The organism is Microbacterium sp. TNHR37B, assembly GCF_001620065.1.
Lineage (GTDB): Bacteria > Actinomycetota > Actinomycetes > Actinomycetales > Microbacteriaceae > Microbacterium.
This window is the reverse complement of sequence record NZ_LQGV01000001.1, coordinates 1,217,428-1,237,727: the sequence shown is the minus strand read 5'-3', so window position 1 is coordinate 1,237,727 and position 20,300 is coordinate 1,217,428. Positions and strand designations below refer to the sequence as shown.

Sequence of the window (20,300 nt, the reverse complement as noted above, 5' to 3'; positions counted from 1 at the left end):
CGGCTCGGGACGCGGTCCCTCAACCCGCACCGTTCTCCGGGGCGGGCGCCGGTAGGCTGGTGCAGTGACGGTCCGGCTCTATGACACACAGGCGCGCGCTCTGCGTGACTTCGCGCCGGTCGACCCCGCACGCGTCACGATGTACGTCTGCGGACCGACGGTCCAGTCCGGCCCGCACATCGGGCACGTGCGCGCGGCGCTGAGCTTCGACCTCCTCCGCCGCTGGCTCGAGTACCGTTTCGGGGCCGTCACCTTCGTCCGCAACGTCACCGACATCGATGACAAGGTGCTGGCCAACGCCACCGAGCGCGAGCCGTGGTGGGCGCTGGCCTACCGCATGGAGCAGGAGTTCTCCCGGGCGTATGCCGCGGTGGGCATCCGCCCGCCGACCTACGAACCGCGCGCCACGGGATCCATCCCGCAGATGATCGAGCTCATCGAGCGGCTGATCGAGGCGGGCCACGCCTATGCCGCCGGCGAGACGGCGCCCGGCGATGTCTACTTCGACGTGCGATCGTGGCCGGCGTACGGAGAGCTGACCCGCCAGTCGATCGACGCGATGGAGTCCGCCACCGACGCCGACCCGCGGGGCAAGCGCGATCCGCGCGACTTCGCGCTGTGGAAGGGTGTCAAGGACGGTGAGCCCGGCGATGCCGCCTGGTCGTCGCCGTGGGGGCGGGGCCGCCCCGGCTGGCACATCGAGTGCTCGGCGATGAGCCGTCGGTACCTCGGCGCCGAGTTCGACATCCACGGCGGCGGACTCGATCTGCGTTTCCCCCATCACGAGAACGAGCTCGCCCAGTCCCGCGCCGCCGGAGACGGCTTCGCCAGGTACTGGGTGCACAACGGGCTCGTCACGGTCGGCGATCAGAAGATGTCGAAGTCGCTCGGCAACTTCCTCCTCGCCGACGACGTGCTGCGCGTTCACGATCCGCTGGTCGTGCGCTATGCGCTCGCGGCCGCGCACTACCGGTCGAGCCTGGACATCACCGCGTCATCCTTCGAGGATGCGGCCGCTGCGGTGGATCGCATCCGCTCGTTCCAGCAGCGCGTCGCGCGGGTGCGGGGCGCCGACGCGAAGCTCGTCGCCGCCGACCTCCCCGAGGCGTTCGCGGCGGCGCTGGACGACGACCTGGGCGTGCCGCAGGCGCTCGCCGTAGTGCACGAGACCGTTCGGGCCGGGAACAGCGCGTTGGACGCGGGCGACGACACCGCCGCGGCCGTCGCCGCCGTGCAGGTCGGCCGGATGACGGGACTGCTCGGGGTGAACCCCGAGGATCCGCAGTGGCAGGCCGCGGAGGGCGGGGCCACGCAGGCACTCGACGCGCTCGTGCAGACGATGGTCACCCAGCGCGCCCGCGCCCGTGAAGAGAAGGACTGGGCGACAGCCGACCGGATCCGCGATGCGATCGCGGCCGCCGGCATCGCCCTCGAGGACGGTCCCGAGGGGACCCATTGGAGTCTGAACGATGGCTAAGCCCGGAAACCCCGCTGCCGGCAGGGGCAAGAAGAAGGGTCCGACCAAGGGGTCGGGCGGAAAGAACCGGCGCTCGCTCGAAGGTCGCGGCCCGACGCCGAAGGCCGAGGACCGGGCGTGGCACCCCGCCGGCAAGCGCAAGGCGGCGGCGGAGCGCTATGTGGCCGCGGGCGGCAAGGGTAAGCCCGGCCAGGGGGGACGCTCCTCATCGGGAGGGCGCGCGAAGAAGGACGACGACACCGAGTTCGTGACCGGGCGCAACTCCGTGCTCGAGGCGCTGCGTGCCAAGATCCCCGCGACCGCCTTCTACATCGCTCAGCGTGTGGAGATGGACGACCGCGTCAAGGAAATGCTCTCCATCGCCACGCACCGCGAGATCCCCGTCATGGAGGTCACGCGTCCCGAGCTCGACCGGATGGCCGGGTTCGACGGCGTCCATCAGGGCGTCGCCCTCAAGGTGCCGCCCTACGAGTACTCGCACCCCCAGGACCTGCTGGAGGAGATCGTCGACCGGGGCGAGCTGCCGTTGCTGGTGGCACTCGACGGGGTCACCGACCCGCGCAACCTCGGTGCCATCCTGCGATCGACGGGCGCCTTCGGCGGGCAGGGCGTCATCATCCCGCAGCGACGCTCGGCGAGCGTCAACTCCGCTGCGTGGAAGACGAGCGCCGGAGCCGCCGCGCGGATCCCCGTGGCGGTCGCGCCGAACCTCACCACGACGCTCAAGGAGTTCAAGAAGCAGGGCGTCTTCGTCCTGGGCCTCGACGGTGACGGCGACGTCATGCTGCCCGCGCTGCAGCTCGCCGACCGTCCCGTGGTGATCGTCGTGGGGTCGGAGGGCAAGGGGCTGTCACGGTTGGTGACCGAGACGTGCGATCAGGTCGTCTCGATTCCGATCTCCGCGGCGACCGAGTCACTCAACGCCGGTATCGCGGCCTCCGTCGCGCTCTACCAGGTCTCCACTCTCCGCGCCGCCACGGCGTAAGCCGCCTCGGCGGTCACAGCGCGGCGACGGCGTCCACTTCGATCTGAGCGCCGCCCACCAGGGAATGCACGCCGATGAGGGTGCTCGCCGGCAGCTCATCGGGCAGGAAGCGGTCGCGCACGGCGCGCCAGACGCCCAGTCGCTCCTGGTCGAGTCGCGTGATGTAGACGCCGACCCGCACGATGTCGGTCAGCCGGGCGCCCCCTCTCGCGAGCGCACGCTCCAGACCGGTGTAGGCGAGCTCGACGGCGCGGGCGAAGTCGTCGGGTGCGGTGCCGTCGTCCTCGAGGCCGACCACCCCCGACACGTACAGCAGGTCGCCCGCGCTCACGCGCACGCTGTCGGAGATCCCCGGGTAGATCGGGGCCGGGTGCCGCGTGAGCCGCGGGTTCGCTGCGGTCACTTCTTGTACTGGTAGGGGTTGGTGAGCACTTCGGTCTCCGGGATGTCGGGGTGCTGACCGGCGATCCAGTCGTCGCCGACCTCGCGTTCGAGGTATGCGACCGTCTCGTCGAGCTTCGCCCGGACGCCACGCAGGTCTCCCGCCGTGACCTTGCCCTGCCACTTGACGACTTCGCCGCCGACGAGGACGGTGTGCACGTCGCCGCGCTGCGCCTGGTAGACGACCTGACCCCACGGGTTGATCAGGGGCGCCCAGGTGGGGGAGTCCTCGTTCTTCAAGAGCACGACGTCGCCGAGCTTCCCGACTTCGAGCGAGCCGATGCGGTCGATCTCTCCGATGGCCTCGGCGCCACCGCGGGTGGCCATGTGCACGACGTCCTCCGCGCGGAGCTTGACGTGCGTGATCGTCTCGGCGGGCTCCCGGCGGTGCGCGTGGAAGTGCTCGAGGGCGCGGTCGGCGTTGACGGTGGCGCGCATCGCCGAGAACAGGTCGGCCGAGAACCACACGCTCGTGTCGACCGAGAGCGAGGTGGGGATGCCGTGCTTGCGCAGCTGATGGATGGGCGGGTAGCCCTGGCCGCAGGTGTCCTCCGACTCGGTCGCCAGTGAGACGTTTCCGCCCGTGGCGGCGATCATCTGGTACGACTCGTCGGACAGCGACGCCGCGTGGACGTAGGTGAAGCCTTCCTCCATCACCCCCGCGTGATACGCGTTGCGGATGCCCCAGTCGTTCGTCGCTCCCCACACGCCGGCGTGGGTGGTCACCCGCAGGCCGAGTTCCTTGGCCACGCGGTAGGCCGCCAGCTCCGGGAACTGCTCGTCCTGATTGGGGACGTCGAAGGCGATCTGCGTGCCGAACATGCGCGAGTCGTCCCGCGAGGCGATCAGCAGGCGCTGCACGGCAGGGTCGGCGGTCCACTCCCAGGGTGACTGGTGGATGTTGCCGTAGGCGAAGACGAAGCGTCCGGGCGAGGAGACGAGCGCGTCGAAGGCCGCCTCGCCGTGCTCGACGGTGCGCAGTCCATGTGACCAGTCGACGCTCGTCGTCACGCCGGACTCGATCGCGTCGAGAGCGGAGATGAGGTTGCCCGCCGCATAATCCTGCGGACGGAACTTGGCGCCGTGCTGCAGGTAGTACCAGACGAAGTACTGCGTGAGCGTCCAGTCGGCGCCGTAGGCGCGCATCGCGGTCTGCCACATGTGGCGGTGCGTGTCCACCATCCCCGGCATGAGGATGCCGCCGGAGGCATCGATGACGCACGCGTCGGCAGGTGCCTCGATGTGCTCCCCCACCTCGGCGATCACGCCGTCCTTGACGAGCACGTCTCCGCGGGGAAGGACGGTGTGGGCGGCATCCATCGTCAGGACGATGCCGCCGGTGAACAGCACCGGTTGTCCGGGGCGCGGGGTGGCCGCGTGAAGAGCGGGCGAGGCCATGAGCTCATCTCCTTCGATCAGCTGCGTTGTCGGGTTGTTCAGCGCTTTGTACAGTCGGGTCAAACGCTGGGTGACCCCAGCATGGACCATCGCGACGCGAATCGGAAGAGGCTCTTGATCGTCTCCCAGGTTTGCTCATTGCCGTTCGGCTTGACAGGGATCGCGCGCGGTGGTTTACAGTGAGTTCAGTGGTACTGAACACTCTCGGAGTGTCGATCCACCACCCGGTGCGAGGACGCCCGAGTGACTGACGCAACTGCAGGGAGGCAGCGCATGGCGAGGTTCGTGGTCCGCCGCGCAGCGGAGGCCGAGTACGTCGATCCGGGGCCCCTCGCCCCGGGGGCGGTCGGTGTGACCCGCTGGCGCGGAGTGGGAGAGGAAGACGGCGCGGCGCACACCGACTTCGGGATCACCCGGCTCGCACCCGGCGGCAGCACCGCGTCGCACGTCCACTCCTTCGAGGAGAGCTTCCACGTGCTGGAGGGCGAGGTGGTGCTCGTCACCCCCGAGGCCACCGTGCGGCTGGTCGCCGGCGACTACGGCGTCATCCCGATCGGAGTCCCGCACGCCTGGCGCGCCTCGGGCGACCACGGCGCGGCATGGTCGGACCTGTTCACGCCTCCGGCGCGGGAGCGCTACGGCTCGGACACCTACCGGGTTCCCGAGCTCCCGGAGCGCGAGCCCATCGCCGTCGACACGCGCGACCCCCGGACGCGCTCGTTCGGCAACATCACCGACGAGCACATGAACCCGGGGCGGCAGTCGCAGGAGCTGCTGGCGGTCTCGGCGAGTATGCGCACCGCCCTGCTCGTGTACAGCGGCATCACCTTGAAGATGATGGTCGACTCCGACCTCGGCGCGACCCTCGGGACGCTGTTCATGGTGCGCTACGCCCCCGACGGCAAGGCCGGACCCCACGACCACCCGCTGGAAGAGGCCTACCTCATCACCGAGGGCGAAGTGCGGGCGATGTTCGACGGCGAGGAGTTCCTCCTGACTGCCGGCGACATCGCCTGGGCCGGTGTCGGCTGCGTCCACTCGTTCGAGGCGACCGGTGAGGAAGTGCAGTGGCTGGAGACCCAGTCGCCGCAGATGCCCCCACGACACGCATACCGCTTCGTGCGCGACTGGCAGTACCTGGAAGAACGTCTCGAGGAGGAGATGTGAGCGAACGGACCATTCTCGTAGCCGGAGGATCCTCGGGGATCGGGCTGGAACTGGCGAAGGACCTGGTGGCCGGCGGCGACCGCGTCGTCCTCACCAGCCGCAGCCGCGAGACCGCGGAGGAGGTGGCGGCGAGCATCGGCGACCGTGCCGTCGGCATCGCGCTGGACGTGTCGGAGCCGGAAGGCATCGCCGAGCAGCTTCGCGGCGTCGGGGCCCTGGACGGGGTCGTCATGGCGGCGATCGAACGCGACGCCAACACGCTGCGCGAGTACGACATCGCTCGCGCTCGCCGCCTCATCACCCTGAAGCTCGTGGGATACACCGAGACGATCCACACGCTCCTCGATCGCCTCGAGCCGTCGGTCGACACCGGCATCGTGCTCTTCGGCGGTCGGGCGAAGGACGCCCCCTATCCCGGATCGACGACGGTGTCGACGATCAACGGTGGCGTCGACGGGCTCATGAACACCCTCGCGCACGAGCTGGCGCCCATCCGGGTCAACTCGCTCCACCCCGGGATCATCGGCGACTCGCCGTTCTGGGCAGGCAAGCCCGAAGGCGTCCTGAGCGGATACGAGAGCCGTACCCCCGGCGGAGCGCTCGCGACGATGCTCGACGTCGTCGACGCGACGAAGTTCCTGCTGTTCAACCGCGGGGTGTCGGCCCACAGCCTGAACGTCGACCGCGGCTGGCGCATCAGTTGAGTCGCCTCCAGCGCGATCGGCAGAACGAGAGGAAGGGGCGATCATGAGCATCGCGACACGCGGCACGATGGGTGTCGACTGGGAGCAGCGCGTCAACTTCGAGAGGCTGCGCGACGAGCGGCTGGCCCGTCTGCATGCGCAGCTCGAGCGATCGTCCTTGGGTGCGGTCCTCGCCTTCGACTTCTCCAACATCCGGTACGCCTCCGCCACGCACATCGGCACCTGGGCGATGGACAAGCTCATCCGCTTCTGTCTCGTCACCCGCAAGACCGACCCGATCGTGTGGGACTTCGGATCGGCGGCGAAGCACCACGCGCTCTTGAACCCGTGGTTGCACGAGACGCACATGGAAGCCGACGCCGACCCGCACGCTCCGCACCACGGGGCCACGCGGCCGCGGCAGGAATCCGGCGCCCGCGCGGGCATCTCCACCCTCCGCGGGGCCTTCCCGCCGGATGCGGGGATCGCCGAAGAGGTCGCGCGCAAGATCAAGCGGGAGCTGGAGCGCTTCGGGCTCGCGAACGAGCCCCTGGGCGTCGACGTGGTCGAGCTTCCCATCCTCTTCGCGCTGCAACGCGAGGGGATCGAGGTGGTCGACGGGCAGCAGGTGTTCATGGAGGCGCGTCGCATCAAGACGGAGGACGAGATCACCCTCCTCACCACGGCGGCCTCGATGGTCGACGCGGCCTACGACGAGCTCTACGAGTTCCTCCGGCCGGGCGTGCGCGAGAACCAGTGCGTGGGACTCGTCGCCAAGTCCCTGTACGACCAGGGGTCGGAGTACGTCGAGGGCGTCAACGCCATCTCGGGGGAGCGCTGCGCGCCCCACCCGCACGTGTACTCGGATCGCGCCGTCAGACCCGGTGATCCCGCGTTCTTCGACATCCTGCACTCCTACAACGGCTACCGCACCTGCTATTACCGCACCTTCGCCGTGGGATCGGCCAGCCCCGCGCAGCGCGACGCGTACAAGCGGTGCCGGGAGTACATGGACCGGGCGATCGCGGCGGTCAAGCCCGGGGCGACGACGGCCGACATCGTGGAGCTGTGGCCCACCGCCGAGGAGTTCGGCTTCCCCGACGAAGAGGCTGCCTTCGCCCTGCAGTACGGGCACGGCGTGGGGCTCTCGATCTGGGAGAAGCCGATCTTCTCCCGGCTCACCTCGCTCGACCACCCGGAGGTGCTGGAGGAGGGGATGGTCTTCGCCCTGGAGACGTACTGGCCCGCCGCCGACGGCTGGGGCGCGGCCCGTATCGAGGAAGAGGTCGTGGTGACCGCCGACGGCTGCGAGGTCATCACCAAGTTCCCCGCCGAGGAGCTGCTGGTGGCCGGGGGTGGGCGTTACTTCACGGTGAACGGGCCGCTCGCCGGCATCCGCGACTCCCAGTCCCACCTCAACACGCCGGAAGGGCGCGGCGAGGTCTGACCGCCACCGTGCGAAAAGCAGGCGGGGCGCCGCCGTGTCGCCGATGGCGACCGGCGGCGCCCGTTTGCGCCTGCTTTTCGCACGCGGAGAAGGGGACCCGCTCCGGCGGGCGCCTGTGTGCGGCGGAGTTGTGCACTTTGAATTGACTGATGTGCAGTGACACTTGACAGAGTGTTCACTGATTGCTTCACTGGAATCCATCCCAGACGGATCCCCGACGATGTGGAAGGTCTGACACCCGGTGTTCGAACCCGTATTCCTCGCGCAGCAAGTCCTCAACGGACTGAGCTTCGGCGCACTGCTCTTCCTCCTGGCCAGCGGCCTCACGCTCGTGTTCGGTCTCATGCGGATCGTGAACATGGCGCACGGCGCGTTCTACATGCTCGGCGGCTACATCGGCGTCGTGATCGCCACTCTCACCGGCAACCTGCTGGTCGCGGTCGTGGCCGCGGTGGTCGCCGTCGGTCTCACGGCGTTCGTCGTCGAGGTGCTTCTCCTCCGCTTCGTGCGGGGACAGGAGATGCCCGAGGTGCTTCTCACCATCGGCGTCTCGTTCGTGATCGCCGACCTCTGCCTCGCCGTCTTCGGCGGGGACCCGCAGAACCTCCCCAACTCGGTCCGCATCCCCGGCGCGCTGATGATCGGCGACTTCGCCTACCCCTGGTACCGGATCTTCGTCATCATCCTGGCCGTCGTCATCGGCGTCGCGCTCGCCCTCGTCCAGACCCGCACCCGGGTCGGCGCGGTCGTCCGGGCCGGTGTCGATGACCGGGAGATCATCACCGCGATGGGAGTGAACATCCGCTGGGTGTTCACGGGCATGTTCGTCGTCGGAGCGGCGCTGGCCGCGATCGGCGGCACGATCGGGGCGGGGATGCAGAGCATCCTCCCGGGCGTGCAGAACGAGGTGCTGCTCTACGCGCTCGTCGTGATCATCATCGGCGGGCTCGGCAGCGTCGCCGGGGCCGCCGTCGGAAGCGTGCTGATCGGACTCATCGACGCGTTCGCCAAGGCGTGGATCCCGGAGCTGGCCTACTTCACGATCTTCCTGCCGATGGCCCTCGTCCTCGTCTTCCGCCCGACAGGCCTGTTCGGAAAGGCTGCCTGATGAGCAACCGCATCGTCGAAACCCGCACGGTCCGCACTCTCGGCGCGCCCCGCCGTGACCGCGGGCAGCTCGTCAACATCGCGCTGCTCGGGCTCCTGCTCGTCGCCGCCCTCGCCGTGCCCTACCTGGGGGTGTCGAGCTTCTTCGTCTCGCTCTCCTCGACCATCCTCATCGCGGCGACGCTGGCCACGAGCGTCAACTTCCTCGCCGGCAACGGCGGAATGGTCTCGCTGGGTCACGCGGGCATCGCGGCCGCGTCTGCCTACGGGGCCGGATGGGCCTCGCGGCAGGGCTTCGACCCGGGGATGCAGGTGCTGTTCGCGCTGGGGATGACCCTCCTCGTCTCGCTCGTCTACGGCCTTCTGTCGATGCGGACGAGCGGCATCTACTTCCTCATGGTCACCCTCGCCGTCGGCATGCTGATCTATGGTCTCGCCTTCCGGCTCTCGTCGGTCACCGGGGGAGAGAACGGGATCTCCGGCATCGCGCGTCCCGAGTGGATGGACTCGTACTGGATCTACTACTACGTGGTCCTGGGCGTGTTCGTGGCGGCGACCGCCGCGCTCTGGGTGATCGGCAACTCGCCGTTCGGAGCGAGCCTGCGCGGCATCCGAGACAGCGAGAGCCGGATGCGGAGCCTGGGCTACAGCGTCCGCTCCTACAAGCTCGGCGCGTTCATGATGTCGGGCACCGTCGCCGGTCTCGCGGGTCTGCTCGCGGTCTGGCACACCCACTTCGTCAGCCCGTCCTCTGCGGGCGTCGACCGTTCGGTGCACCTGATCGTCATGGTGATCCTCGGCGGGGTGGGAACCCTCCTCGGCCCCCTCATCGGCGCGGCGATCGTCGTGCTGGTCGAGAACGTGCTGTCCAGCCACGTCGATCGCTGGCCCACGATCCTCGGCCTCATCTTCATCCTCGTGATCCTCTTCGCCCGCGCGGGCATCGCCGGCAGCACCAGAAAGCTCTATCGCCGGCTGCGTGCACGAGCGTCCTCGGCGCCCCCGCCCGATCGGGGCGCGCCCGACGGTGTCTCCACACCCGACGGCACCCACCGTGCACCACATCACACGGCACCTCACCCACCCCAAGGAAAGGACCTGCAATGACGTCAATGAAGACACGCGGTCGTCGATCAGCTCTCGCCGCGGCCGGCATCGCCGCGGTCACCGCTCTCGCCCTCACCGCCTGTGCCCCTCCCGGAGCCAACGAGCCGGCGGCCAGTGAGCCCGGCGGGGGCGACGGTGGCACCCTCAAGGTCGGCTACATCTCTCCGACGACGGGCAACTTCGCCGTCGCCGGTCAGGAGATGGTCGACGGCTGGAACCTGTACTGGGAGCTCAACGGCAAGGAGGTGAACGGCATCACGATCGAGACGATCGTGGAGGACGACGCCGGGAACCCCGAGACCTCGCTGACCAAGGCCCACAAGCTCGTGGAGCAGGACAAGGTCGACTTCATCGTCGGGCCGCTCATCGCCAACACGGCGCTCGCAGTGGCGGAGTACACCTCCAGCGTCGGCATCCCCAACCTGCACCCGGTTGCCGCCTCCGACGACCTCACTCAGCGCAACGCCAACGACCTCACCGTCCGCACCGGCTCGATGGGCGGATCGCAGGCCAACTACCCCGGCGGTGAGTGGGCGGCCACGGAAGGCGGCAACAAGACGGCCGTCACCCTGTGCGCCGACTACGCGTTCGGATGGGAGTCATGCGCGGGCTTCGTGCAGGGATTCACCCAGAACGGCGGCGAGGTGAAGGAGCAGATCTGGTTCCCGAACACGACGACCGACTTCTCCACCTACGTGTCGCAGATCCAGGCTGCCGGTGCGGACGTGGTCTACGTCGCCACCGCCGGTGGCGCACCGGGACCGAACTTCCTCAACGCCTACCTGGGCCTCGGGCTCGACCCGTCCAAGCTCCTCATGAACTGCTGCTCGATCGACCAGGGCACCCTCCGCGCGATGGGTGACCAGGTCGTGGGCGTCAAGTCGGTGAGCTACTGGGCCGAGGGCCGCGACAGCGAGGCGGTGGCCGAGTTCATCGAGGCGTACAAGGAGTTCTCCGACGGCAAGGTGCCCGGTGCCTACGTGGCCGGTGGCTACGTGACCGCTTCCCTGGTGGCCTCGGTGCTCAAGGAGAAGGGCATGGTCACGGGGAAGGACCTCGTGAGCGCGATCACGGAGTACACGTTCGAGGACAGCATCTTCGGCCGCGTCTCGTGGGACGACTACAACAACGTCGTCGGCCCCGTGTACATCCGTGAGGTGACCGCCGGCGACGACGGCAACTTCTACAACACGCCGATCGCGACCTTCGAGGACGTCGACCAGTGGCTGGGCCGCACGCCCGAAGAGGCTCTGGCTCAGCCGACGTACTCGCAGAGCTTCCAGGGGCTCGAGTGACGACATCGGCCATCGCGGGGGTCCCGGGTCCACATGGATCCGGGGCCTCCGCCCCCGCGCTCGCGGTCACGGAGCTGGGCAAGCGCTACGGCGGCGTCCAGGCCGTGGACGGGATCTCCCTCTCCCTCGCCCCGGGGGAGCGCATGGGGGTCATCGGACCCAACGGCGCGGGCAAGACGACCCTGTTCAAGATGATCGCGGGCGACGTGTCGCCCACGGTGGGCACGATCGACCTGTTCGGGCGCGACGTCACCAAGCTCGACACGGCACGCCGCGCGCGCCTGGGAGTGGGACGCACGTTCCAGGTCTCCAACCTCTTCCGCGACATGACGGTGCTCGACAACGTGCGGGTCGCGGCGCGGGGAGGCTCGTCACAGGCGCGGATCTTCTGGCGCACCCAGGGCCTGCGCGATGAGGTGACCACGCGTGCGATCGAGATGCTGGACTCGGTGGATCTCACGAGCCGCCGCGATGACACCGTGGCGGATCTGTCCCACGGCGAGCAGCGGCAGCTGGAGATCGCGATGGCGCTCGTGACGGAGCCGAGCATCCTGTTGCTCGACGAGCCGGCAGCGGGTCTGTCCGCCGCCGAGCGCACGACGCTGCGCGACCTCATCGAGTCGCTGCCGCGGACCCTCCCGGTCCTGCTCATCGAGCACGACATGTCGCTGGCCCTCGGACTCACCGACCGGGTGATGTGCATGGAGAACGGTCGGCATGTGGTCACGGGCACACCCGACGAGGTGCGCGACCACCCCACCGTGAAGGAGATCTACCTCGGAAGGCGGGACAAGAAGTGACTCTGCAGGTGACGGGGCTCCACGTCGGGTATGCGACGGCGCAAGTGCTCCACGGCGTCGACTTCACCATCGGTGCCGCCGAGAGCGTCGCCCTCCTCGGGCGCAACGGCATGGGCAAGACGACGCTCGTCCGCGCCATCTGTGGTCTGCGTCCGCCGACCGTTTCGGCCGGATCGATCACCTACGACGGCGCCGAGCTGACGAAGATGCCCGTCCACCGCATCTCGCGGGCGGGGATCGCCCTCGTCCCCCAGGGACGGCGCGTCTTCGGCTCGTTGACCACTCTCGAGAACCTGACGGTCGTGCCGCGTCGTCGATCCGCCCCCGACGGGCAGGCCTGGACCGTGGAGCGCGTGTTCGAGTTCTTCCCGCGGCTCGCCGAGCGCTCGGGGTCGATGGCCCGCTCGCTCTCCGGTGGCGAGCAGCAGATGCTCGCGATCGGCCGCGCCCTCATGACCAACCCGTCGCTGCTGATCATGGACGAACCCAGCGAAGGCCTCGCTCCCAGCGTGCTGGATGTCATTCAGGACCGCCTCGAGGGACTGCGCGCCTCGGGCCTGTCCATCCTCATCGCGGAGCAGAACGTCGATCTGGCGCTCGACATCGCCGAACGCGTCATCGTCATCGACGACTCCGGCACGATCGCCTGGTCGGGGACGTCGGAGCAGCTGCGCGCCGACGACGTGCTCCTCGAACGACACCTGAGCATCTGATCTGAGCGGAACCCGTCCCATGAGCTCCATCCCGCACGCCCTGCCGCTGGTCGACCTCGTCCTGCGCGGGGGACACGTGACCACCTTCGCCGATCCGGGCACCGGTCCTGCGGAGGCGACAGCCGTCGCCATGGCCGGCGGACGGATCGTCGCCGTCGGCTCGGACGACGACCTCGCTCCCTACGCGGCGCTCGCGGCCGACGTGATCGACCTCGACGGCCGCCGCGTCCTTCCCGGCCTCAACGACTCGCACATCCACGCCGTCCGCGGGGCCAACTCCTGGAGCCGTTCGCTCCACTGGGAAGGGATGACCTCGGTCGACGAGGCGCTCCGCTCCGTCCGTGATGCGGCGGCTTCCCGCCCCGCGGGGGAGTGGATCTCGGTGGTCGGCGGCTGGCATCGCTCGCAGTTCGCCGAGGGGCGCATCCCGACGCGGGACGAGCTCGACGAGGCGGCGCCCGGACACCCCGTGTATGTGCAGGAGCTCTACGACGTCGGCGTCCTCAACTCCGCGGGGCTCGCCGCATGCGGGCTCTCCGACGCCTCCGAGGATCCTGCGCGGGGCCATCTCGACCGCGACGACGACGGCCGCCTCACCGGACGTCTGCACGGTGTCGGGGCCTTCGCGGGCCCGATCGCCCGGGCCCTCACCGCCGATGCCGCCGAGTCCGAGCGCGGCGTGCGGGAGATGGCTGCCGAGTTCGCCCGTCACGGCCTGACCGGCGTCGTGGACGGTGGCGGGCTTCTGGTCACGCCTCGTGATTACGACCCGATCTACGCCGTGTGGCGCTCGGGCGAGCTCGGCCTCCGTGCGCGGCTCTTCCTCTCGGCGTGGACGCGCGGCGGCGAGGTCGCCGACATCGACGCGCTGACGACCCTCGTCCAGCCCGACGCCGGAGACGACCTCCTTCGGGTGGTGGGGGTGGGGGAGATCCCGCACCTCGGATGCCACGACATGGAGGGGCTGGACCCGTTCACGGTCCCGGACGCCGCCTTCGAGGAACTCGTCGCGGTCGTGCGCCTGTGCGCTCTCCGCGGCTGGCGGATGAGCGTGCACGCCGTCTTGGATGCGACCCTCGGCCGGATCCTGGATGCGTGGGAGCGCGTGGAGGAGGAGACCGGTCTCGTCGCGGGGCGAGGCTGGTCGATCGTCCACGCCGATGAGGCCAGCCGTGGCAACCTCGAGCGACTCGCGCGCCTGGGGGCGGGCATCCTCGTCCAGAACCGTCTCGTGCTCAAGGGCGGCGACTACGTGGAGACGTGGGGAGCCGAGGCCACCCGCATGGCGCCCCCGATCGGCGTGATGCGCGAGCTCGGCATCGTCATCGGTGGAGGCACCGACGCCACCCGTGCCAACTGGTTCTCGCCGTGGGCGTCGATCTGGTGGCTCGTGACCGGCGGAACCCTCGACGGTCGAGGCGAGCGCGACGCCGCTCACCGTCTCGATCGGCACGCCGCGCTGGCCTCCTACACGCGCGACGCCGCGTGGTTCACGGGAGAACAGGGCCACCGTGGGCGGATCCTCCCCGGGTACGACGCCGACCTCTGCGTCCCCTCGATCGACCCCTACTCCTGCACCGACGACGAACTCCGACACATCGTCAGCGACCTCACGATCCTCGCCGGTCGCGTGACCCACCGATCCCCCGCCCTGTGAGGGCGACCGAGCACCTGGAGACGAGATGACCCAGATCCCCGCCCCGCGACGCGTCGGGCAGGCCGACGTGATCCACCACGACGGCTACGACCCGGCCATCGTCAGTCCCTTCGTTCCGGCGATGCGCGTCGTGAACCCGTCGCGCCTCGTCTTCATCAGCGGCGTGACCGGCGCCCCCGTGTATCACGACCACCCCCACGTGCCGGAGGTCTTCGACGCCATTCCCGCCGATGCCGCCGGGCAGGTCGCGAACGCCTTCGACCACCTCGACCTCGCCCTCGCCGCGGCCGGGTGCGGTCGCCAGGACGTCGTGAACATGATCCGGTTCTTCACCGACGTCGAGGCCGATCAGGACGTCGTCAACGCCCACCAGGCGGCCTGGTTCGGCGGCCACATCCCCACCAGCACCACGGTGCAGGTGGTCCGCCTCGCCACCGACCCGCGACTGCGGTTCGAGTTCCACGTGGTCGCCGCCGCGCCCGCGCAGGACGACGCATGAGCGGGCACGGGCACGGACACGCGCACAACACGCGCCGGTTCGAGCGACCGGTCGATCGTCCGGCAGGGGTGCGCCCCCTCGGCGCGCCGGGGATCATGGGGGTGGACTACGAGCACCGCGTGGACTTCGACCGCCTGCGCGAATACCGCCTCGGGCGGGCGAAGGAAGCGCTCGCCGCGAGTGAGTGCGGCGCCTTCCTGCTGTTCGACTTCTACAACATCCGGTACACCACCCAGACCTGGATCGGCGGAGCGCTCGGCGACAAGATGATCCGCTACGCGCTCCTCATGCGCGATCACGATCCGATCCTGTGGGACTTCGGCTCGGCAGTCCGGCACCACAAGCTCTACTCCGACTGGGTGCCGGACGAGAACTACCGCGCGGGGTTCCTCGGCTTCCGGGGCGCGGTGGCGCCGGAAGGCGGCGCAGACCTCATGAAGACGGCCGTCGATGAGATCGTGTCGCTCCTGACCGAGGCCGGGCTGCAGGACGCCCCGGTGGGCATCGACATCGTCGAGCCGCCGTTCCTGTTCGAGCTGCAGCGCCGGGGGATCCGCGTCATGGATGCACAGCAGCGCATGCTCGACGCCCGCGTGATCAAGAACCAAGACGAGATCATGCTGCTGAACCAGGCGGCAGCGATGGTCGATGGTGTCTACCAGGACATCGCCGACGCCCTTCGCCCGGGCGTGCGGGAGAACGAGATCGTGGCGCTGGCCAACGCGCGACTGTACGAATACGGCAGTGACCAGGTGGAGGCCATCAACGCGATCTCGGGCGAGCGCTGCAACCCGCATCCCCACAACTTCACCGACCGGATCATCCGCCCGGGCGACCAGGCGTTCTTCGACGTGATCCACTCCTACAACGGCTACCGGACCTGCTACTACCGCACGTTCGGGGTGGGCTGGGCGACACCCAGCCAGCACGACGCCTACAAGCAGGCCCGTGAGTGGATGGACGCCGCGCTCGACGCGATCCGTCCGGGCGTCGGCAGCGACCAGGTGGCGGCGGTCCTCCCGAAGGCGCAGGACTTCGGTTTCGAGAACGAGCTCGCCGCCTTCGGACTCCAGTTCGCCCACGGACTGGGCCTCGGCCTCCACGAGCGGCCCATCATCTCCCGGCTCAACTCGCTGGCAGACCCGGTGGAGCTGCGGGCGGGCATGGTCTTCGCGATGGAGACCTACTGCCCGGCGTCGGACGGCTCGTCGGCGGCGCGGATCGAGGAGGAGGTCGTGGTGACCGACTACGGCATCGAGGTGCTCACCCGCTTCCCGGCGCAGGAGCTCTTCGTGGCGAACCCCTATTGACGCATCGGTGACACAGTCGCGCGACTGTTCAGTCTCACGGCACATCACCCGGTAGGGTCGGAGTCGCGAAGGGAGCGCCATGACGGCGGAGTTGGGTGAACGCATCCGGGCGGCGCGCACCGCGCAGGGACTGAGCCTCCGCGCGACGGCGGCACAGGCGGCGATCTCGCCGAGCCTGCTCTCGCAGGTGGAGACCGGAAAAGTGCAGCCTTCGGTCAGCACCCTCTACGCGATCGTGAGCTGCCTCGGGCTCTCCGTCGACGACGTGCTCGGTCACCATCCGCCGACAGCGGCTCCGCCCGCCGTGCGCGGACGCCCGCATCCGGTGCAGCCCCTCGAGGATGCCCCCGAGATCGTCATGCAGAACGGTGTCACCTGGCGGAGCCTCGCTGTCACGGGTGACGAAGGGGTGGACGCCGTTCGCGCCACGTATCAGCCGGGCGCGGCGAGCTCGATCGATGAGACCCACATGCGTCACGTCGGCGTGGAGCACGGCTACATCGTTCGCGGGGAGCTCACCCTCAAGCTCGAGTTCGACACGTTCGTCCTGCGGGCCGGCGACTCGCTGTGTTTCGACGCGCAGCGCCCGCACTACTACGTCAATCACACCGACGAGGTCGCCGAAGGCGTGTGGTACATCCTCGGCGCCACCCGCTCCGACACCGCCGTGGCGCCGGCGGACATCCGCAGTGCCGTCGACGTCCTCGACGCCATGGGAAGGCTCCACGGCCGCGCTGCCGACGACGACCGGGGCACCCGATGAGTGAGTCCCAGACGCCGTGGAACACCGTGGGGGAGCGGATCCGCCAGTTGAGGTCGGCCGCCGGTCTCACCGTGCGCGAACTGGCCCGCCGCATCGGCGTCTCGGCCAGCCACGTCTCGCAGGTGGAGCGCGGCATCGGATCGTTCAGTGTTCCCGCGCTCTACGCGGTGGCGGCCGAGCTCGGCGTGCAGATGCATGTGCTCCTCGACCCGGACGCCCCGGTTCCCCCCGCCGCCGTCCCGGAGCCGTGGGAGGACGGCGGCGATCTCGTCTCCGCCGGCATCGTGCAGCGCGGGGGCGAGCACCCCACGATCAAGCTCAGCTCGGGTCCGCAGTGGAGCCGGCTGACCGCGGTGGGGGAGGCCGATGCCGAGTTCCTCGAGGTGATCTACGCGCCCGGCACCGAGGCGCCGGCCGAGCACATCGTGCACCAGGGGCGCGAGTATGGCGTGATCATCGAGGGCGAGCTGAGCGTCGAGGTTCACGGGCAAGCCACGACGCTGGTCCCCGGTGACTCGATCGTGTTCGATTCCGCGCTGCCGCACCGCTTCTGGAACGCCGGGGACGTGCGGGTGCGGGCCATCTGGTTCGTCCGGGACCGTCACGCGATCGATCCTGTCCCGCACGCCTGACCCGCTCCGACCCGTCGCGGGTCCGTCGGAGCGGGCCGAGGCTGTCGCGCGGCCGGTCAGGCCTTCCAGATCGACTTGAGGTTGCAGAACTCGCGGATTCCCTCCGCGGACAGCTCACGACCGACGCCCGAGTCCTTCACCCCGCCGAAGGGCAGGTGCGGGTAGGAGATGGACATGCCGTTGACGAAGACCGCGCCGGCATCGAGCCCGCGGATGAAGAACGCCTCCTCCTCGTCGTCGGTCGTCCAGACGGCGGAGCTCAGCCCGAAGGTCGTGTCGTTGGCGATCCGCAGGGCGTCGGCGGCGTCCTCGGCACGGTAGACGGAGGCGACGGGGCCGAAGGCCTCCTCGCGGTAGAGCCGCATGGCGTCGGTGATCCCGGTGACCACGGTGGGCGGGTAGAACCATCCCGGCCCGTCGGGCACGGCCCCGCCGACGACCGCCGTGGCGCCCGAGGACAGTGCGTCGGCCACGAGGCCCGCCACCTCGTCCCGCCCCGACTCGGTGGCGAGGGGACCGACGTCGGTTCCCTCGGCCATCGGATCGCCGACCGTGAGGGCCGCCATCGCGGCGGCGAACTTCTCGACGAAGGCGTCGTGGATGTCACGGTGCACGATGAAGCGCTTGGCGTTGATGCAGGCCTGCCCGTTGTTGCTCGTGCGGGCGCTCACGGCCGTCGCGACGGCGCGGTCCAGGTCGGCCGACGGCATGACGATGAACGGGTCGGAGCCGCCGAGCTCGAGCACGACGTGCTTGACCTCTGAGCCGGCGATCGCCGCGACCGACCGGCCCGCGGGTTCGGATCCGGTCAGAGTCGCCGCCACCACCCTCCGGTCGCGGAGCACTCCCTCGACCTTCGCCGCCGGAATGAGCAGCGACCGGAACGACCCGTGCGGGAAACCGCTCCGCTCGAACAGGGTGTCGAGGTAGAGCGCGGCCTGCGGAACGTTGGAGGCGTGCTTGAGGAGCCCCGTGTTCCCTGCCATGAGGGCCGGGGCGGCGAAGCGGATCACCTGCCAGATGGGGTAATTCCACGGCATGACGGCCAGCACCACACCGATCGGCTGATACACCGTGCGTGCCGCCGACGCGCCGACGACCGAGGGGTCGTCCAGTTCGGCGCCGGAGAGGAACTCCTCGGCGTGGTCGGCATAGAAGCGCATCGCCGTCGCCGACTTGTGCACTTCGGCCCGGGCCTGAGCGAGGGGCTTGCCCATCTCGGCGGTGATCAGCTCGGCGACGCGGTCGACATCGGCGTCCAGGAGGTCGGCCGCCGAACGCATCCAGCCGGCGCGCGTGGCGAAGGCGGTGTCGCGGAGGGAGCGGTAGGCCGCGGCGGCCGCGGCGATGCGCTCCTCGATCTCGTTGTCGTCGTGCGCGTCGAACTGCGCGATGACCGATCCGTCGACGGGGTTGATAGAGGCGATGGCCATGGGTGTCTCTCTCTGTCGGGCCCGCCGGCAGCGGCGACGATGCCGGCGGTCGGGCGATGCTCGGGCGGTGCTCAGGCGGTGTCGAAGATCTCGGGGGTGCGGGCGAGTTGCCGGCGGGTGCGTCGGATGTGACCGCCCAGCACCCGCTCCGCCTCTTCGAGGTCGCCGTCTTTGAGGGCGGCGACCATGAGGTGGTGCTCTTCGTGCGCGATACGGCGCGCGTCGTTTCCCCACGAGGAGACATACGCACGGCGATAGGGCGCGGTGGTGTTCCAGAGCTTGCGCACGAGGTCTTCCAGTTGCGACGTCTGGGCGGGGGCGTAGCTGGCCAGGTGGAACTCGCGGTCCAGCAGCAGGAACTGCTCGGTGTCGGCTCCCGCCGCGCTGATGCGCTGGGCGAGCTCGCCGAGGTGCGCGAGAGCCTGTTCGTCGAGCTGGGGCGCGGCGTAGCGCAGGAGCAGCGGCTCGAGGCGCTCCCGCATCTGGTACACCTCTTCGCACTCGGCGAGGGTCAGGCGGGAGACCCACGCGCCCGCGTTGGCGCGTATCGTCACGAGGCCCTCGTACTCGAGTTGCCGGATCGCCTCGCGGACGGGCACGCGGCTCGCGCCGAACTCGGCCGCGACGTCTTCCTGGCGGATGCGGGTGCCGGGCGGGTAGAGGCCCGCGATGATCTTCGTGCGGATCCCCTCGGCGATGCGCGCGCCGGCATCCCCGTCGCGGGTGCGTCCCGACTCGTGCTCCGATGCGCTCTGCGACGGGTTCTCGTCGGTGCGCGTCACGGTGTCCGGCGTCATCAGGATGCATGCTCCGGATCGGATCGGATCGCGTCGCACGAGGATACGGGATGCCACAGGAGCGTCGTCGCCTCCTTCTCGTACGCCTTGCCGTGGGGGAAGGAGACGAGCTCGAACTGCATGCCCCAGGGGCTGCGGAAGTACACCCATCGCTGCCCCGCCGACGCGCCCGCGCTCGTGACCGGGTCGCCCATGACCTCCACGCCCCTGTCTCGGAGGTAGGCGACGGCGGCGTCGAGGTCGTCGACGTACAGCGCGAGATGATGGCCGCCGATGTCGCTGTTGCGCGGCTGGGGGGCCTGGCCGTCGGCGCTCGCGTAGTGGAACAGCTCCACGTTGCTGCCGTTGCCCAGGCGCAGGAAGCGGATCTCGGTGATCTCGGTGCGGGGGTGCACGCCGAGGTTCACCGCCATGAAGTCGTCGTCGGCGCGCTTGGGGCCGAGCGTATAGACGTGGACGGCGCCCAAGACGTCGACGAAGAACTCTTGGGCCTCGTCCAGATCGGGGACGGTGAATCCCACGTGATCGGTCCCGCGCATACCCGGAATCGGCATCCGTGGCTCCTCTCGTCACGGCGGTGTGCAGGTGA

General features: G+C 69.5%; 20 protein-coding genes. 15 read left to right on the top strand and 5 right to left on the bottom strand.

The window, feature by feature from the left end; translation table 11 throughout:
• Positions 1–64 precede the first annotated feature (64 nt).
• Positions 65–1,477: a cysteine--tRNA ligase gene (gene cysS / locus AVP41_RS05940; RefSeq protein ID WP_067162082.1), complete on the top strand. Its 1,413-nt coding sequence runs from the start codon at positions 65–67 to the stop codon at positions 1,475–1,477.
• Positions 1,470–2,462, top strand: coding sequence for a 23S rRNA (guanosine(2251)-2'-O)-methyltransferase RlmB (gene rlmB, locus AVP41_RS05935; RefSeq protein ID WP_067162079.1), 993 nt, complete (start codon positions 1,470–1,472; stop codon positions 2,460–2,462). The genes cysS and rlmB overlap by 8 nt, the downstream gene beginning before the upstream one ends.
• A gap of 13 nt (positions 2,463–2,475) precedes the next feature.
• Here rlmB and AVP41_RS05930 read toward each other — a convergent pair whose 3' ends face one another.
• Both AVP41_RS05930 and AVP41_RS05925 read right to left on the bottom strand, forming a co-directional pair.
• Positions 2,476–2,865 (bottom strand): RidA family protein, encoded by a 390-nt coding sequence (locus AVP41_RS05930; RefSeq protein ID WP_067162076.1) that lies wholly within the window; start codon positions 2,863–2,865, stop codon positions 2,476–2,478.
• Positions 2,862–4,301, bottom strand: a complete 1,440-nt coding sequence (locus AVP41_RS05925; RefSeq protein WP_067162846.1) for an amidohydrolase family protein — start codon at positions 4,299–4,301, stop codon at positions 2,862–2,864. The genes AVP41_RS05930 and AVP41_RS05925 overlap by 4 nt, the downstream gene beginning before the upstream one ends.
• A 243-nt stretch (positions 4,302–4,544) precedes the next feature.
• Between AVP41_RS05925 and AVP41_RS05920 the strand changes: the two genes are divergently transcribed.
• The 13 genes from AVP41_RS05920 (at position 4,545) to AVP41_RS05860 (ending at position 17,481) form a co-directional block, all read left to right on the top strand.
• Positions 4,545–5,468: a cupin domain-containing protein gene (locus AVP41_RS05920; RefSeq protein WP_197464255.1), complete on the top strand. Its 924-nt coding sequence runs from the start codon at positions 4,545–4,547 to the stop codon at positions 5,466–5,468.
• Positions 5,465–6,172: an SDR family NAD(P)-dependent oxidoreductase gene (locus tag AVP41_RS05915; protein WP_067162072.1), complete on the top strand. Its 708-nt coding sequence runs from the start codon at positions 5,465–5,467 to the stop codon at positions 6,170–6,172. The genes AVP41_RS05920 and AVP41_RS05915 overlap by 4 nt, the downstream gene beginning before the upstream one ends.
• Positions 6,173–6,215: 43 nt before the next feature.
• Complete coding sequence (locus tag AVP41_RS05910) at positions 6,216–7,598, top strand: M24 family metallopeptidase (RefSeq protein WP_067162069.1); 1,383 nt, start codon at positions 6,216–6,218, stop codon at positions 7,596–7,598.
• Between the two features lie 241 nt (positions 7,599–7,839).
• Positions 7,840–8,706 carry a branched-chain amino acid ABC transporter permease gene (locus AVP41_RS05905; protein ID WP_067162067.1) on the top strand — a complete coding sequence of 289 codons (867 nt, stop codon included), beginning with the start codon at positions 7,840–7,842 and terminating at the stop codon, positions 8,704–8,706.
• Positions 8,706–9,812 (top strand): branched-chain amino acid ABC transporter permease, encoded by a 1,107-nt coding sequence (locus AVP41_RS05900; protein ID WP_067162065.1) that lies wholly within the window; start codon positions 8,706–8,708, stop codon positions 9,810–9,812. Before AVP41_RS05905 ends, AVP41_RS05900 begins: the two co-directional genes overlap by 1 nt.
• A gap of 5 nt (positions 9,813–9,817) precedes the next feature.
• Positions 9,818–11,107: an ABC transporter substrate-binding protein gene (locus AVP41_RS05895; RefSeq protein ID WP_067162063.1), complete on the top strand. Its 1,290-nt coding sequence runs from the start codon at positions 9,818–9,820 to the stop codon at positions 11,105–11,107.
• Complete coding sequence (locus tag AVP41_RS05890; RefSeq protein ID WP_067162061.1) at positions 11,104–11,907, top strand: ABC transporter ATP-binding protein; 804 nt, start codon at positions 11,104–11,106, stop codon at positions 11,905–11,907. The genes AVP41_RS05895 and AVP41_RS05890 overlap by 4 nt, the downstream gene beginning before the upstream one ends.
• Complete coding sequence (locus AVP41_RS05885; RefSeq protein ID WP_197464254.1) at positions 11,904–12,620, top strand: ABC transporter ATP-binding protein; 717 nt, start codon at positions 11,904–11,906, stop codon at positions 12,618–12,620. Before AVP41_RS05890 ends, AVP41_RS05885 begins: the two co-directional genes overlap by 4 nt.
• Positions 12,621–12,639: 19 nt before the next feature.
• A complete protein-coding gene (locus AVP41_RS05880; RefSeq protein WP_067162058.1) occupies positions 12,640–14,277 on the top strand; it encodes an amidohydrolase in 1,638 nt (545 codons plus the stop codon).
• A gap of 25 nt (positions 14,278–14,302) precedes the next feature.
• A complete protein-coding gene (locus tag AVP41_RS05875; RefSeq protein WP_067162056.1) occupies positions 14,303–14,776 on the top strand; it encodes a RidA family protein in 474 nt (157 codons plus the stop codon).
• Complete coding sequence (locus tag AVP41_RS05870; protein ID WP_231902672.1) at positions 14,773–16,086, top strand: M24 family metallopeptidase; 1,314 nt, start codon at positions 14,773–14,775, stop codon at positions 16,084–16,086. The genes AVP41_RS05875 and AVP41_RS05870 overlap by 4 nt, the downstream gene beginning before the upstream one ends.
• A 79-nt stretch (positions 16,087–16,165) precedes the next feature.
• Entirely contained in the window at positions 16,166–16,849 is a 684-nt protein-coding gene (locus AVP41_RS05865; RefSeq protein ID WP_067162053.1) for a cupin domain-containing protein, read from the top strand.
• Positions 16,846–17,481 (top strand): cupin domain-containing protein, encoded by a 636-nt coding sequence (locus AVP41_RS05860; RefSeq protein WP_067162051.1) that lies wholly within the window; start codon positions 16,846–16,848, stop codon positions 17,479–17,481. Before AVP41_RS05865 ends, AVP41_RS05860 begins: the two co-directional genes overlap by 4 nt.
• Positions 17,482–17,537: 56 nt before the next feature.
• Here AVP41_RS05860 and AVP41_RS05855 read toward each other — a convergent pair whose 3' ends face one another.
• From AVP41_RS05855 to AVP41_RS05845, 3 genes are all read right to left on the bottom strand, one after another.
• A complete protein-coding gene (locus tag AVP41_RS05855) occupies positions 17,538–18,914 on the bottom strand; it encodes an NADP-dependent succinic semialdehyde dehydrogenase (RefSeq protein WP_067162049.1) in 1,377 nt (458 codons plus the stop codon).
• Between the two features lie 71 nt (positions 18,915–18,985).
• Positions 18,986–19,711, bottom strand: coding sequence for a GntR family transcriptional regulator (locus AVP41_RS05850; RefSeq protein WP_082829101.1), 726 nt, complete (start codon positions 19,709–19,711; stop codon positions 18,986–18,988).
• Positions 19,711–20,265, bottom strand: a complete 555-nt coding sequence (locus AVP41_RS05845; RefSeq protein ID WP_067162047.1) for a VOC family protein — start codon at positions 20,263–20,265, stop codon at positions 19,711–19,713. Before AVP41_RS05845 ends, AVP41_RS05850 begins: the two co-directional genes overlap by 1 nt.
• Between the last annotated feature and the right edge of the window lie 35 nt (positions 20,266–20,300).